This is a genomic window from Acetobacter sp. P1H12_c (assembly GCF_018811975.1).
Lineage (GTDB): Bacteria > Pseudomonadota > Alphaproteobacteria > Acetobacterales > Acetobacteraceae > Acetobacter > Acetobacter persici.
In genome coordinates, this window is the sequence record NZ_JACRVR010000008.1 from 60189 (window position 1) to 76153 (window position 15965).

Sequence of the window (15965 nt, forward strand, 5' to 3'; positions counted from 1 at the left end):
CATGAGCCTTGCAACAATCCCGGCCCATCTGCCGTTTCTCGACCAGCTGGCTGCACGGTGGCTTGCTGCCGCTGGCCACCACCCGGAAGCGGTGGGAGAGGGGACAATCATTCTGCCCGGCCGACGTGCCGCGCGCGGTCTGACGGAAGCGTTCCTGCGGCAGATGGATGGCCGCGCCATGCTGTTGCCCCGTATTCTGCCTGTCAGCGCACTGGATGAAGCCGAGCTTGGCCTCTCCGCAGACCTTGGCGGCACGGCCGGGTTTGATCTGCCCCCGGCTGTGGCGGGCATGACGCGCCTTGCGGTGCTTACCCGGCTTGTCCTGCAGGCGGAAGGTGCTTTTGGCACCCGGCCAACGTTGGATCAGGCGTGGCCTCTGGCAAAAGCCCTTGCGGAACTGATGGATGAGGCGGAATGGGCGGATGTTGATCTGGCAACGCGCCTGCCGGAAGCTGTGCAGGACAGTTTTGCCGAGCACTGGCAGGTTATCCTGAAGTTTCTGGAAATTGTCACACAGGCCTGGCCGCAATGGCTGGCAAGCCAGCAGGTGATGAATCCGGTAGCGCGGCAGGTCACGCTGCTCCGTGCGCAGGCGCGTCTCTGGCGGGATCAAGCTGAGAGGGGCGAGACAACCCGTATCTGGGCAGCCGGGTTTACCAATATCATGCCCGCGACGGCGGACGCCCTGCGGGCCGTTCTGGCGTGTCCGGGGGGGCGTGTCATTGTGCCCGGTCTTGATCTGGAAATGCCGGAAGAGACGTTCCGGGATTTGCCAGACAGCCACCCGCAGGCCGGGCTGAGCCATCTTCTGGCTGCACTGGATGTGGTGCGCGGGGATGCTGAACTCTGGGATGGAGACGGAGGTTTTCCGGCGCGGACGCAGGTGCTGTCCCGCGCGCTGCTGCCTGCTTCCGCACTGGAAAACTGGGCACAACCCGGTCCGGTTGATCTGGCGCACGTCTCCCGGCTGGACGCGGCAGACCAGCAGGAAGAAGCCGTTGCCATAGCGATGATTTTACGCAACGTGGTGGAAACGCCTGCAAAGCGGGTGGCGCTTGTTACGCCAGACCGCGCTCTGGCGGCGCGTGTGGCAACGGAGCTGGCGCGCTGGGGGGTGCTGGCGGATGATAGTGCCGGGGCTTCTCTCATTGAAACGCCGGGCGCTGTGTTGCTGCGGCTTGTGGCGCAGATGATCGAGAGCAGGTTTTCTCCGGTTTCTGTTCTGTCTGTTCTCAAACATCCTCTGGTCGCCTGTGGTGTTTCCATGGGTGTGTGCCGTGCCTCGGCCCGTCTGCTGGAGCGCACGGTGCTGCGTGGTCCGGCCCCGCCGCCCGGATTTGCGGCGCTGCGGTCGGCGGTTACTGCGGTTCTGGCTGAACAGGCACAGGATGATTCTGCGCTTGAGCGTGCCCAAAATGGCGCGGAGGCGGACCGTCCCTATGGGCCTGAGCCTCTGGAAAGCTTTATGGACCGTCTGGAGTTTTGTCTGGCACCTGTTTTGCCGTGGGATACCAGAGCGACCAGTGCTGGCCCGGAGAGAGTTGCTACGGGGCCAGCGCCGGATTTCAGCTATCGGGAGCCCGTGCCGGATCTGCTGGCAGCCCTCATTCAGGCTGTTGAACGTCTTGTGAAAACAGAAGATGAAGACGCGGCAAAACGGCTCTGGAGCGGGGAGGAAGGCAATCTTCTGGCGGGCCGTCTGACGGAACTGATGATGGCAGCCGATGTGCTGCCACCCCAGCCGCCTGCCGTGCTGGATGGATTGCTGAGTGCTGTTCTGGCGGAAGACCGCGTGGCGGTGCGGCGTGGCGTGGATCACGCCGCGCTGCATCCGCGTGTGCTGATCTGGGGGCTGTTCGAGGCCCGGTTGCAGACGGCGGATGTCGTGGTTCTGGGTGGTCTTGCAGAAAATATCTGGCCCCCTGCGGCGGATGCCGGGCCGTGGATGAGCCGCCCGATGCGGCAGCGCGTGGGCCTGCCATCCCCAGAACAGGCCGTCGGGCAGGCGGCGCATGACTTTTTTGCCTGTGCGGCTGCGGCGGGGGAGGTCGTGCTGTCCTGCCCCCGGCGTCGGGATGGTGCGCCGGTTGTGCCTGCCCGCTGGATTTCCCGGCTGGATGCGTTTTTGTCCGGGCGCGGCATGGCGGTGCCGCCTCACCCGGCACTGGGCTGGTTGCAGATGCTGGACAGGCCGGAAGGCCCGGCAAGCCCCGTGGCGCCGCCCCGGCCTGTGCCGCCTGTGGCGCTGCGCCCGCGCCGGCTGAGTGTGACGGAAATTGAGACATGGATGCGCGACCCGTATGCCATTTATGCCCGCCATATCCTGAAGCTTCAGCCGTTGCCGGAGCTTGAGGAAGCGGCGGACGCCTCGGATTACGGGATGATTGTGCATGATGCGCTGGAGGACTGGTTCCGCACGCACGGCACCACATGGCCCGCGCAGGCAGAGGCCGGGTTGCAGGAGGCGTTCCGTGTGGCGTTGCACAAACGCGCTTTGAGGCCAGCCTTGCAGGCATGGTGGGAACCACGCCTGATGCGGATTGCTTCATGGGTTGCGCAGGCGGAGGACGCCTTGCGTGCAGGCGCGGGTGCTCCTGCAAGCATCCGTACGGAAGCACGCGGGCGCGTGGAGATTCCGGATATGCCGGGCGGGGCGTTCCGGCTGGTCGGGCGGGCGGACCGGATTGATTATGATGCCGAAGGCGGGGTGATTGTGCGCGATTATAAAACCGGCACGTTGCCGTCCGTGCGGGATGTGCGGTCGGGATGGAGTCCGCAATTACCGCTGGAAGCTGCAATGCTTTTGCGAGGCGGTTTTTCCGGCCTGCCCGGCACTGCCGAGATTGCCGGGCTGGTGTACTGGCGTCTGACCGGCGGGGCTGAACCGGGGGAGGAAGTCGCGGTGAAGCCGGAAGCCGAGGCCTCGCTCACGGCGCTGGCCGAGCAGACATGGGAGAGCCTGCGCCAGCGCGTCAGTGCGTATGATAACCCGGAGCAGCCTTATCTGTCTCACCCGCATCCCGGTCGGGAGCCGCGTTTTGCGGATTATGCGCGTCTGGCCCGTGTGCCGGAATGGAACACCGCACGGGTGGAGGACGACGCATGAGTAGCCAGAAAACTCTTTCAGTTTCTCAGGAATTTTCTGAAGCCATTCAGCAGGCCAACCATCAGCAGGCTCTGGCGTCTGACCCGATGGCGTCTGTTTTTGTTTCGGCCTCCGCCGGGAGCGGAAAAACCAAACTGCTGATTGACCGCCTGCTGCGGCTGATGCTCCCTCGCCCCAATCCGGCAGGGGGAGAAGGGTTGCCCGGCAGTCCACCAGCCCGGATTTTATGCCTGACCTTTACCAAGGCGGCTGCGGCGGAAATGGCCATCCGGCTCCAGAAGCGCCTTGGCCGCTGGGTGACGTTGCCGGATGATGCGCTGAATGCGGAATTACAGGCTTTGTCTGTGCCCTGCACAGTGGAAACGCGCCGCCGCGCCCGTGCTCTGTTTGCAGAAGTGCTGGATTTGCCGGGCGGAATGCGGATTGGCACCATTCACGCCTTCTGTCAGTCTCTCCTGCGGCGCTTCCCGCTGGAAGCAGCCATGAACCCGCATTTCACCGTGATGGAAGAAACGGATGCGCGTCTGGCTCTGCAAGGATGTGTGGAGACCGTTCTGGGGAACAGCGCCACACCGAGCATTGCCCCGCTGGCGGGGCAGATCGGGCTGGCGGATTTTGTCAGTCTGGTTGGCACGCTCCGGCACGATTCACGGGGCGAAGCCATTCGGGAACGCATACTTGCACTGCCTGCATTGTTGCCAACGGTCCTGTGCCGCGTGCTGGGTCTGCCGCAGGGCGCTTTGAAAGGCTCTGATTCTGAACAAATACAGGATGCCTGCACGGATTTTCCGGGTGAGGAGTATTTACGGGATTCTCTTCCTACACTGGTGAGTAAAGGGACGGAGGCCGTTAAAGCCACGGCGTATCGCCTGCTGGACTGGCTTGCTCTTCCACCCGCAGAGCGGGCCAGACAGTGGGATGTCTGGCGCAACGGGTTGCTGACAAAAGACGGAAAGCCACGCAAGCGAGGCCTGATTACAACAAAACTCGCGAATGACCATGCAGATTTCGCAACCGCACTGGAGCGGGAGGCGGAGCGTATTCTGGCGGTGGAAGAAGCTTTGCGCGGCAGGCGTCTGGCACGGCTTGGGCTTGCACTTTTAAAAACCGCTGCACCAGTCGCGGCACTCTATGAGACCCGGAAAAGCCAGAAGGGGCTGGTAGAGTATGATGATCTTATCCGCCGTACACTCGGGCTTTTGCAACAGCCGGGGGCTGCGTGGGTGCTGTATAAGCTGGATGGCGGGATTGACCACCTGCTGCTGGATGAAGTGCAGGATACCTCACGCGAGCAGTGGCGCATTGCGGGCGATCTGACAGCAGAGTTTTTCGCTGGGGATGGAACGCATACGCGGGAGCAGGGCCCACGCACTGTTTTTGCGGTGGGAGATTATAAACAGTCCATTTACGGCTTTCAGGGCGCAGACCCGGATTCTTTCAGAACATGGCGGCGGGAATTTAAAAACCGTGCCGCCTTTGCGTCCTTGCCCTGGCAGGAGCCGGACCTGACGGTCTCTTTCCGGTCCACCGCCCCTGTTCTGGCGCTGGTGGATGCGGTTTTTTCCGTGCCGGAGGCCGCGCGGGGCGTGGCGGAAGAAGATGGCCGGGCTATGCAACATCTGACCGCCCGGCCCGGTGAAGGGGGCCGTGTGGAACTCTGGCCGCTGGCTGAAGCCCAGATGGATGAGGAAGACACGCTCAGCCCGTGGGAGCCACCAACGGCCAACACCACCCGCCAGAACCCGCAGCAGAAACTGGCTGACACCCTCGCCCGTTTTATAGCGCAGCAGCTCACGGCCCCGCCGGAAGAGGGCGCTGCGCCGCTGACGCCGGGGGACGTTCTGGTGCTGGTGCCGCGCAGGTCCTCTTTTGTCACAGCGCTCATCCGGGCTCTGAAAACGGAGAACGTGCCGGTTGCAACCTTGGTGCGAACGGGGCTGGCGGACCAGCTGGCCGTGCAGGATCTCATGGCGCTGTGCGGCGCGCTGCTGCTGCCGCAGGATGATCTGACGCTCGCCTGCGTGCTTACTTCCCCTCTGGGCGGGGTGTCAGATGAAAGTCTGATGGCTCTGGCAACCGGGCGCGGCAGGGGGGAGCCACTCTGGTCCGCTTTGCGGGTACATCATGCTGAGCGGCCGGACTGGGCACAGGCCTGGCAGATGCTGGATGGGCTGTTCCGGCGCGTGGATTATCTGACGCCGCATGAACTGCTGTCCGAAGCACTGGGTCGTTCCGGCGGCCGGGCGCGTCTGCTTGCGCGGCTCGGGCCGGAAGCCGCCGAATCGATAGATGAACTGCTCTCGGCCGCCCTGCGCTATCAGAACATGCATCCGCCGTCCTTGCAGGGGTTTCTGCACTGGCTCCGTAATTCGGAAGAAAGCGTGAAGCGTGAGGCTGAAGCCGGGGGCGATGCCGTGCGCGTCATGACGGCGCACGGGGCCAAGGGGTTGCAGGCCCGGCTGGTCATTCTGCCCGATACGGTGGGCACACCCCGGTTTGAGGACCGGCTGTTCTGGGTCAAGGACGGGCCAACCGGGCTGGACGTGCCGCTCTATGTGCCGCGTGGCGCCTTGGCTGTGAGCGTCACGCAAAAGCTGCGCGCGGCAATGCAGGCCAGTGCCATCGAGGAATATAACCGCCTGCTCTATGTGGCTCTTACCCGTGCGGCGGAGCGGTTGGTGGTGTGCGGCTGGAAACCGGGCCGCGTGGTGCCGCCGGAAAGCTGGTACGAACGGTGCCGCAAAGGATTTGAGGCAGCGGGGGCTGTGCCGCAGGACTGGGACGCGGGCGGCTGGACCGGCGAGATGCTGGTGCTGGAAGAAAAACCCCGGCCCCGTGCGCAGAAGGAAAGCCAGAGCACGCTTTCTGCCGCTCCGTCTGAAGCGGCAGGTCAGGCAGAGGGTCATGCAGTGAAGGCCGTCCTGCCTGTGTGGCTGGGGCATGCGCCCACATGGCAGGGGGTGCCGCCGGTGGCGGATGCACCACTGGCCCGGCCTCTGGCCCCCAGCCGCCCGGATGATGCCATGCTGGGGCCTTTGCCGCCCGTTCGCTCTCCGCTGGATGTGGCAAGCGTGACCCCTGCCGCGGCGCGGGAGGCAGCTTTCCGGCGTGGCACGCTGGTGCATGCGCTGTTGCAATACCTGCCCGCTTATCCGCCGGACCAACAGGCAGAGATGGCGCATGGCTGGCTGGCCCGTCCTGCCAGCGGCCTGAAACCGGAAGAGGCCGCCACACTGGCAAAACAGGTGCTGGGTGTGCTGGCCCTGCCGGATCTGGCGGCTCTGTTCTCCCCCCAGGCGCGGGCGGAGCAGCGGCTGGCTGGTGTGGCAGGCGGGCAGGTGATTGTGGGGCAGGTGGACCGCATGATTGTTCTGCCGGACACGGTGCTGGTGTGTGACTTTAAAACCGGGCGGCACACGCCGCGCACGCTGGCGGCAACACCCGTGCTGTATCTGCGTCAGATGGCGGCTTACCGCGCGTTATTGCAGGGGTTATACCCCGATAAGCGGGTGCGGTGTGTGTTGGTCTGGACGGAGGGGCCACGAGCAGACGTGCTGCCGGATGCCCTGCTGGAGGCGCATGCGCCGGGTGCCCGTGGAGACAGCACATCTTGACCGGATGCGCTGGCCCCTTAAGTGTAGAGGCACACGCTGTGGGCGGGGAACCGTTTGCGGTCAGACTGTTTATGCCTCTGTCAGGCGTGCCCGCATGCCACCCGTCCACGAACAAGGAAGAGACAATCCCATGAGTGAACATACGCTTGCTGTTACAGATTCCAGCTTTGACGCCGATGTGCTCAAGGCCTCCGGTCTGGTGCTGGTCGATTTCTGGGCGGAATGGTGCGGCCCGTGCAAAATGATTGGCCCGGCACTGGAAGAACTCGGCAAGGATTTTGCCGGGAAGCTGACGGTAGCCAAGATCAATATTGATGATAACCCCGTCTCCCCCAACACGTACGGTGTGCGCAGCATCCCCACCCTGATGCTCGTAAAGGATGGTCAGGTGCTGGATACCAAGGTGGGCGCGCTGCCCAAAAGCCAGCTTAAAGCCTGGGTTGAAGGCGCTCTGTAAGCCTGTCTTGCAGAGGACGTGCACCGTCCTGCCGGGCCATAATGCTTGGCAGGACGGCGCAAGCAGCGTAAGGCACGCTGCTAACAGGGCTATGCTCCCATTTTTTGATTTATCGCAGTTGCAGGGTTCAAGATGAGCTGGATCACCGAATACGTCCGTCCCAAAATTCGCGGCCTTCTGCGTCGTGATGTGCCGGATAATCTGTGGACCAACTGTGAGTCCTGTAGTCAGATGATTCTGACCAAGGAACTGCATCGCGCCATGAATGTGTGCCCCCATTGCGGGCATCACATGAAGGCACTGGTGCCTGACCGTCTGGCATGGACGTTTGATAACGGGGAATGCACCCGGATTGAACTGCCGCCAGCCCCGGTCGACCCGCTGGGCTTCCGGGACCAGAAAAAATATACCGACCGCCTGAAAGACGCCCGCGCCAAAAGCCATCTGGATGAATCCCTGATTGTGGCGCACGGCACCATTGGCGGGCACCCGAGCGTTGTGGGCGTCATGGCGTTTGAGTTCATGGCGGGCACCATGGGTGCGGCCTTTGGTGAGCGTTTTGTGGCGGCGGCCCGTCTGGCTGTGCTGCAAAAGTCCCCGCTGGTCATTTTCACCGCCTCCGGCGGCGCGCGGATGCAGGAAGGGGCGATCAGCCTGATGCAGATGCCGCGCACCACCATTGGGGTGCAGATGCTGAAGGAAGCAGGGCTGCCGTATATTGTGGTGCTCACCAACCCGACCACGGGTGGCGTGACGGCCTCCTTCGCCATGCTGGGCGATGTGCAGATTGCCGAACCCAATGCGCTGATCGGCTTTGCAGGCCCGCGCGTGATTGAAGACACCGTGCGGGAAAAACTGCCCGAAGGCTTCCAGCGGTCCGAATATCTGCTGGACCACGGCATGCTGGACATGGTGGTGTCCCGCAAGGAGATGCGGGAGACACTGGCCCGCGTGATCGGCCTGCTGATGCGCGCGCCTGCCACACCGGAAGACGGGAAGGCTGAACCGGCCCCCGCCGTTGTGTCGGATGCAGCCCCTGCCGCTCCTGCGGCCTGAGTACTCCGCGCGTGACATCCTCTACGGGCGGCTCCGCGCCAACAACTGAGTTTTCAGGCCGCACCGGAGAAGTGCTGGAACGGCTGAACCGCCTGTACCCGGCGCTGATTGATCTTTCACTGGGGCGGCTGGAAACCCTGCTGGGCAAGCTGGGGCACCCTGAAGAAAACCTCCCCCCCGTGATCCATGTGGCGGGCACCAACGGAAAGGGCAGCACCTGCGCCACACTGCGCGCCATTGGTGAGGCCGCTGGCTGGCGGGTGCATGTCATGACCTCGCCGCATCTGGTGGATGTTACGGAGCGGTTCCGTCTTGCCGGGACGCTGGTGAGCGAGGCCGAACTGGTCGCGACACTGGAGGAAATTGAGCAGGTCAATGCCGGTGCGCCCATCACGGTGTTCGAGGTGCTGACGGCGGCGGGCTTCCTGCTGTTTTCCCGCCATCCGGCGGAACTGGCAATTATCGAGGTCGGTCTGGGTGGCCGGTGTGACGCCACCAATGTGCTGAAGCACCCGGCGGCCTGCATTGTTACCTCTGTTTCCATGGATCATGAGGCCTTTCTGGGCAACACGCTGGAAGCGATTGCCGCGGAAAAAGCCGGGATTTTCAAACCCGGTGTGCCTGCTGTAACCGGCGCGCAGCCAGAGGCCGTGCAGCGTGTGCTGGCAGCGCAGGCCCGCGCGGTGGGTGCGCCGCTCGCCTGCCGTGGGGAGGCCTGGCAGATTGCGCCTGTGGTCTCCAGTGGCGTGGCCGCCGAAGATGGCAGCCTGATTTTTACCGATTCTCAGGGCTCGCTTACGCTGCCTGCTCCGGCGCTTACCGGCCCATGGCAGATGGAAAATGCCGGTCTGGCTGTGGCGGCGCTGCGTGTGTCCGGACTGAGCGTGCCGGAGGCCGGCTGGCAGGGTGTGGGCAAGGTTTCATGGCCCGCCCGGATGCAGCGGCTGCATGGCGCACTGGCGCAAAGCCTGCCCGCAGGCTGGGAGCTGTGGCTTGATGGCGGCCACAACCCCGGTGCGGGCCACGCGCTGGCGCAGGAATTGCAGACATGGGGGGATGAACCCCTCCATCTGCTGGTTGGCATGAAGCAGACCAAGGATGCCTCGGGCTTTCTGAACCCGGTTTTGCCTTACGCCACCACGCTGTGGGCCATTAGTGAACCCACGCAGCATCTGGCTCTGCCAGTTGAAGCGATTGTGGAGGCCTCCGCTGGCAAGGCGCAGGTTGGCCCCACGCTGGTCCGGGCGCTGGACGCTCTCAAGGCCCGGTCAGATGGTCAGCCCGCCCGTGTGCTGATCTGCGGGAGCCTCTATCTGGCCGGTGTGGCACTGACACAGGATGGCTGGGTATTTGGTGCTTAAAATATAATTCTATTTTATTTAGGGGTGAATAAATATTATTTTTCTTCATTAAAGGACATTATATAATTTTCTATATATTTGTATTGTTCGTTCGCATAGTGGATGCCAATTTCAATCGGATTTGCATGCCATGAGTAATGTGACCATTTCCATCTTTGTGTCTCATCAGGAGCGCTAAAGGAATTCCAACTAGAACGACGACGTTGAGAGTTGCTGGTGAGTATCAAACATTCTGTCAGTCGAGGTAAAAACACGATTTCGCAAGCAATTTGATTCATTGCGATTGATTTTGGATTAAAATAAAAAATGCTATGTACAGATTTCAATTCACAATTGTTATATAGATGGTAAATCTCAGTATATCCAGCGCCAATTCCAAGTGCTGAAATTACGCTAACTCCGAAAATATCATTTTGATTTTCTTTCTTTTTTCTTTCTATATAACCATGGGTAAGAAAATCAGAATTACCACGACGTTCTAATAAATCAATTATTGTTTTCTTATTTTCGACAAAATCAAAGCTATTATGATGACTTGTTTTGATTTGAAAAAAATCTTCTAATTCTGACATATTTTTCGCAGTTTCTAAGGTAGTTTCAAAAACTCCATTAATAAAAGCTTGTGCGGCATCCATAGTAGGCACTTGTTTTTCAATTTTTTCTTTGGCTAATGTAAATTGAGATACAGGTAAAATTATCTCTTCTTGAGCTTTACTATCAGATATTCTCAAAAATTCATTACGAAAGTCACTGAGAGAAGTGGCGTCGTTACAAAATTTCTCGTGAGCTATGCCTTGACGTATAAAATGTGGGGTCTGAGAAATATGATTTAAAAACGCATCGCGCAATGCGCTTTCTACGTCAGAGTAATATACAACTCCCAATTCTTTTTGAAGGCAGGATTTGATAAACTCGCTAGTGAAAAGACTCAATTCATCTCCCGCAAGAGAATATTGGCTTTCCGTACATGATGAAAACTGTATAAAACTTTTAAAGCCCACCTTTGTTGATCCCGACAAAGGAGATGTGTCTGATTTGATTAAATTGCGGCCAGCTTCACAAGCATCAATAACTATTACTGAAGTTTTGGCATGGAAATTTCTAAGTAGTGATAGTATTTCTGTATGTGATATTCCTGTTGTGTTGGGAGAATTTTCTTTAAAATGTTCGAAGCACATATAGAAATCATTAGTGTTTGAAAGACCATGCCCTGTGAAATAAAAAAATATTTCATCGCAATCTTCATCTAATTTTGCCAAATCCCGTAAGGAATCTTTCACAGTATTAACTTTTTCATCTATAAATTTGGCAATATGATGAAATTTTTTTGTTTCTGTTAGAAGTTTATTTAATTCCTCAACATCATTTTTACAGCAACTTAGAGAGGATAATTCATCATATCGTGTATTGCCAACTAAGACTGCTATATTTTGTCCCATGATCCCTCTCTTGAATTTTTTGGAAGCTTTCTAAATTACCGCCAATATAGTTTTTAGAGTGTAAATGAGAGGAAGCGTTTTGCCCATTCTAATTTGTATGGCTGTTCAGATAAGGATGGGATTGTGAATTGCAGGTAAAGCATAAATTACTCATACTATTTGTGCTGTATACGTAATGTCTGACTGTTTATTGGAAAAAATGGTGCCCCCATTCAGATTTGAACTGAAGACCTACCGCTTACAAGGCGGTTGCTCTACCACTGAGCTATAAGGGCACAGCACATGACGTGCAGGGGCGGATTAAAACTGTAAAACGTGCGGCGCGTCAAGGTCCGGTTTTCAATCTTACCGCAGTTTTTTGGTTGTGCGGATATTGCATCGAACCACACGCTGGCGCATCTAGTCGCTTATGCCGCACTCTGCTTCCGCACCCCTGCCAGCTCTCTCTCTGCACGACAGTCAGCGCCGCGCGACCGTGCCGTTTACGCCGCTCGATCCGGAGCACGTAAAAGTCTATTATTGTGGACCCACGGTCTATGATCTGGCCCATATCGGCAACCTGCGCGCCATGCTGACAGCAGATGTGCTGGTGCGGTTCCTGCGGCAGGCCTATCCGCGTGTGACGTTTGTGCGTAATATTACGGATGTGGACGACAAAATTACCGCCCGCGCCCGCGCCAACGGGGAGGATATCGCCTCCCTGACCCAGCGCACGACGGAGGAGTTCCATCAGGATCTGGCGGCCATGAATGTGCTGCCGCCGGATATTGAACCCCGCGCCACCCATAATATTGGTGAAATGCAGGCCCTGATTGCCCGCCTGATTGAAAACGGCCACGCCTATGAGGCAGATGGCCATGTGCTGTTCTCCGTCGCGTCTTTTCCGTCTTACGGGGCGCTGTCTGGCCGGGACCCGGAGGAACTGGTGGCCGGGGCTCGTGTGGAAGTAGCGGGCTACAAAAAAAATCCGGGTGATTTTGTGCTCTGGAAACCCTCGGATGCGGACCAACCGGGCTGGGAGAGCCCGTGGGGCCGGGGGCGTCCGGGCTGGCATATTGAATGTTCGGCCATGTCACACCGCTACCTTGGGGAAAGTTTTGATATTCACGGCGGCGGGTCCGACCTGTTGTTCCCGCACCATGAAAATGAGCGCGCCCAGAGCCTGTGCTGCTTCCCGCAGGGCAAGTTTGCCAATTACTGGGTGCATAATGCCATGCTGCTCGTTGAAGGCGAGAAGATGTCGAAATCGCTCGGCAACTTCCTGACGATTCGGGACGTGCTGCAACAGGCTCCGGCGGAGGCGCTGCGCCTGCTGCTGCTGGGGGCGCATTATCGCTCGACCCTGAATTATACGCAGGCCGGATTGCAGGAGGCCCGCAAGGTGCTGGACCGGTTCTATCGTGCGCTGGCCGCTGGCCCCGTGCCGGATGTCGCGGCTCCGGAGACTGTGCTCAGGGCACTGGCGGAAGATCTGAACACCCCCATGGCCATTGCTGAACTGCATGTTCTGGCCGGGCAGGCACTGGCGGGGGACAGAACGGCCGCCGGGGCGCTCAAGGCGGGCGCGGGCCTTCTGGGCCTTTTGCAGGAAGACCCGGAAAAATGGTTCAAGGGTGACCATTCGGATGAAGACGCGCAGATTGATGCCCTGATTGCGGAACGGACCGCGGCCAAAAAGGCGCGTGATTTTGCGCGGGCGGATGCCCTGCGTGACCAGCTTCAGGGGCAGGGGATTGTGCTTGAAGATACAAAAGACGGCACCATCTGGAGGCGCGCATGACCGGGCGTGACGGCGGGGCTCCGCTGGAGCCTGTTGGCAACACGCCGGTTGTCATTCTGGTCCGCCCGCAGCTTGCAGAAAATATTGGCACCACGGCCCGCGCCATGGCGAATGGCGGCCTGTTCCACCTCCGGCTTGTCAGCCCGCGTGATGGCTGGCCGCAGGAGCGCGCCTGGCGCACGGCCTCCGGGGCAGACCGGATTCTGGAAGCCGCGACCGTGCATGAGAGCGTGGATGATGGCATTGCTGATCTGCACCATGTGTTTGCCACCTGCCCACGCCCTCGCCACATTGTCAAAACAGTCATGACGGCGCGTGGCGGGGCCGCGGAATTGCGGGCGGCGACAAACCGGGGGCTGAAGGTCGGCCTGTTGTTCGGGCCGGAACGCGCCGGGCTGGATAATGAGGATATGGCGCGTGCGGATGCGCTGATTCGCTACCCCTTAAACCCGGCTTTCATGTCGCTCAATCTGGCGCAGGCCGTCATGATCATGGCGTATGAATGGTGGCTGGCGGACGATCAGACCGCACCGCGTGAACTCATGACCAACGAGACCCATGTTGCGACCAAGGGTGAGCTGGAAAACTTCATGGGGCATCTGATCCGTGAGCTGGATGAATGCGGTTTTCTGCATAATGAGCAGAAGCGCCCCGGCATGGTGCGCAACCTGCGGCATTTTTTCACACGTGGGGAAGTGACGGAGCAGGAACTGCGTACGCTGCATGGCGTGGTACGGGAACTGGCGCATCCGCGCAGAAAATAACCAAGACCCCGGAAGCGGTTTTAAAAACGCTTTAAATGCTCAGACCGTAATGCCTGCTGGGTGCGGTCTGGCGGGTGGCTGTCACGGGGCAGATTTGCGGAAAATCCGCCCCGTGCAACACGATATTTAGTCAGCGGCCAGTGGCATGTTGCGGTGCGCCATGGCTGTCGTCACATGGTCTTCCAGCGCTGCCGTAACCTTATCGGCCTGTTTGGCAAAGATATGGTCGGCATCCGGGAAGACGCGGTAATCCACCGTCACACCCTTCTGGGTGTTCAGCTTGTCCACCAGCTTATGGATGGCGGGTTCCGGCGCCATGTCATCCTTGCCGCCTGCAATCATCAGGCCGCCACAGGGGCAGGGGGCCAGAAAGCCAAAGTCATAATAGGTGGCCGGAGGGGCCACGCTGATCCAGCCGGTAATTTCCGGACGGCGCATCAGCAACTGCATGCCAACAAAGGCCCCGAAGGAATAACCTGCAATCCACAGACCGCTGGCGTTCGGGTTGACCATCTGCATCCAGTCCAGAGCGGCGGCGGCATCGGAAATTTCACCAATTCCGCCGTCATACCGGCCCTGAGACCGCCCGACGCCACGGGAATTGTAGCGCATGACCGAAAAGCCCATTTTCTCAAAGGACCGGTACATGGCGTAGGTAATGCGGTTGTTCATTGTGCCGCCGTGCAGCGGGTGCGGGTGCAGCACCAGCGCCAGAGGCGCATTGGGCTGGTTGGAATGGTGGTAACGCCCTTCAAGACGCCCGTCCGGGCCGGCAAACATAACCTCAGGCATTCGGGTTCCGCATGGTTTTGAAATGCGTCCGTGGGCATGACGCATCCCGGTTTAGCAAAGGCTCCGGCAGGGGGCGATGCCACGCTACAAGCCGGTGCAGGCGGGTCAGGCGGCCCGCAAAACAGTCAGAAAACAGGCCAACCACCGCCGCAGGCCAGAACAGGCGCGGCAGAAACGGTCTGTTATGGACATGGTATCATGCAGGAGGCAGAAAAAGGGGTGAGGCGCAAAATCCGAGATTGACCTTGCTGCTGGCAGGGGCATACTGCGAAACCTCACCTTGCTGCACTGTATGGTATTGACCATGGCCCCTCTATAAGGGGTGTGCGGTCATAATTTCCACATAAATCGTTCTAATGGCTGTTTTGTGCCCCTTGCAGGGGAACGCACGGGTATTTGAAGGGCAGAAGGAGCAGATCAATGAGTCTCTGGGCGCAGAGCCGGGGTGAGACGTCCCGCAGGGCTTATCTGGATGCGAACGCCACGGAACCTCTGCGGCCACAGGCACGGGAGGCCATGCTTGCGGCGGCTGATCTGACGGGCAACCCGTCCTCCGTGCATAGTGCCGGGCGCATGGCGCGCGCCGTGCTGGAAGAGGCGCGGGATCAGGTGGCCAGAGCACTCGGCGTTGCGCCGCTCAACTGCATTTTTACGTCTGGCGGCACGGAGGCCAATGTTCTGGCCATGCACGGGCTTGGGCAGGGGCGGCGCTTTCTGGTGGGGCAGACAGAGCATGATGCCGTGCGGAAAGGTGTGCCCGCAGGCGCGCCGCTGAGCTGGCTGCCGGTGGAGGCCAGCGGGCAGGTCCGGCTGGACGTGCTGGAGTCTGCACTCGCACAGGGTGGCCGCCCGGCTTTTGTATGCCTGATGCTGGCTAATAATGAGACTGGAGTTCTGCACCCCATGGCCGAGATTGTGCGCCTTTGCCAGAGCCATGGCGCGCATCTGCATGTGGACGCCGTGCAGGCCGCGGGGCGGATGGCACTCTGTGTGGAAGAGATGGGTATGGATAGCCTTGCTCTCTCTGGCCACAAGATGGGCGGGCCGAAAGGGGCCGGGGCGTTGCTGCTGCGTGGTCCGGCCCCGGCGCGACTGGAGCCGTTGTTTGAAGGGGGCGGGCAGGAACAGGGCCGCCGTGGCGGCACGCCCCCCTTGCCCGCACTGGCTGGTCTGGTGGCTGCTTTGCAGGCCTCTCTGGCGCAGCCGGCCCAGCCTCTTGCCGCCTTGCGGGACAGGCTGGAGCAGGCGGCATGTGCGGCGGGTGCCGTGGTGAATGGGGGTGCGGCCCCAAGGCTTGCCAACACCACGAACCTCTCCCTGCCGGGGCGCAAGGCGCAGGGGCAACTGATGCGGCTTGATCTGGAGGGTGTCTGTGTGTCCGCCGGGTCTGCCTGTTCTTCCGGCAAGGTTGCTGTCTCCCATGTGCTGGACGCCATGGGGCTGGGGGATCTGGCCGGACAGTCCATTCGGGTGTCCCTGCCCTGGAATGTGACGGAAGAGGACATACATCAGTTTATCCGGGCGTATGAGGGCATGGCGCAGAGTGCTGCCCCCACCTTTGCGGGCTGAGCAGATCACGGAAGAGCCGGAGAGAGG

General features: G+C 60.0%; 10 protein-coding genes and 1 tRNA gene. 8 read left to right on the forward strand and 3 right to left on the reverse strand.

Going from position 1 to position 15965, the window contains the following annotated elements:
• The first annotated feature begins 1 nt into the window (after position 1).
• The 5 genes from addB (at position 2) to KP699_RS06930 (ending at position 9594) form a co-directional block, all read left to right on the forward strand.
• Entirely contained in the window at positions 2-3106 is a 3105-nt protein-coding gene (addB, locus tag KP699_RS06910; protein ID WP_215762083.1) for a double-strand break repair protein AddB, read from the forward strand.
• Positions 3103-6720 (forward strand): double-strand break repair helicase AddA, encoded by a 3618-nt coding sequence (addA, locus tag KP699_RS06915; protein ID WP_215762084.1) that lies wholly within the window; start codon positions 3103-3105, stop codon positions 6718-6720. Before addB ends, addA begins: the two co-directional genes overlap by 4 nt.
• A gap of 130 nt (positions 6721-6850) precedes the next feature.
• Complete coding sequence (gene trxA / locus KP699_RS06920; protein ID WP_025829565.1) at positions 6851-7177, forward strand: thioredoxin TrxA; 327 nt, start codon at positions 6851-6853, stop codon at positions 7175-7177.
• 132 nt (positions 7178-7309) lie between these two features.
• Positions 7310-8233, forward strand: a complete 924-nt coding sequence (accD, locus tag KP699_RS06925) for an acetyl-CoA carboxylase, carboxyltransferase subunit beta (protein ID WP_215762085.1) — start codon at positions 7310-7312, stop codon at positions 8231-8233.
• Between the two features lie 11 nt (positions 8234-8244).
• Positions 8245-9594 carry a folylpolyglutamate synthase/dihydrofolate synthase family protein gene (locus KP699_RS06930; RefSeq protein ID WP_215762086.1) on the forward strand — a complete coding sequence of 450 codons (1350 nt, stop codon included), beginning with the start codon at positions 8245-8247 and terminating at the stop codon, positions 9592-9594.
• Between the two features lie 35 nt (positions 9595-9629).
• Here the strand turns inward: KP699_RS06930 and KP699_RS06935 are convergent, their stop codons facing one another.
• Both KP699_RS06935 and KP699_RS06940 read right to left on the reverse strand, forming a co-directional pair.
• On the reverse strand, positions 9630-11033 hold the full coding sequence (locus tag KP699_RS06935) for a caspase family protein (RefSeq protein ID WP_215762087.1): 1404 nt from the start codon (positions 11031-11033) through the stop codon (positions 9630-9632).
• Between the two features lie 200 nt (positions 11034-11233).
• Positions 11234-11308 (reverse strand) — tRNA-Thr (locus KP699_RS06940).
• Positions 11309-11442: 134 nt separating this feature from the next.
• On the opposite strand from KP699_RS06940, the gene cysS reads away from it, so the two are divergent.
• Together cysS and KP699_RS06950 are read left to right on the forward strand one after the other, a co-directional pair.
• Positions 11443-12813, forward strand: a complete 1371-nt coding sequence (cysS, locus tag KP699_RS06945; protein ID WP_077930836.1) for a cysteine--tRNA ligase — start codon at positions 11443-11445, stop codon at positions 12811-12813.
• On the forward strand, positions 12810-13577 hold the full coding sequence (locus tag KP699_RS06950; protein ID WP_215762088.1) for an RNA methyltransferase: 768 nt from the start codon (positions 12810-12812) through the stop codon (positions 13575-13577). Before cysS ends, KP699_RS06950 begins: the two co-directional genes overlap by 4 nt.
• 126 nt (positions 13578-13703) lie before the next feature.
• On the opposite strand, the gene KP699_RS06955 is transcribed toward KP699_RS06950, so the two are convergent.
• Positions 13704-14369 (reverse strand): alpha/beta hydrolase, encoded by a 666-nt coding sequence (locus tag KP699_RS06955; RefSeq protein ID WP_025828379.1) that lies wholly within the window; start codon positions 14367-14369, stop codon positions 13704-13706.
• 420 nt (positions 14370-14789) lie between these two features.
• Here KP699_RS06955 and KP699_RS06960 point away from each other — a divergent pair, with 420 nt between their 5' ends.
• Complete coding sequence (locus KP699_RS06960) at positions 14790-15938, forward strand: cysteine desulfurase family protein (RefSeq protein ID WP_215762089.1); 1149 nt, start codon at positions 14790-14792, stop codon at positions 15936-15938.
• Positions 15939-15965 lie beyond the last annotated feature (27 nt).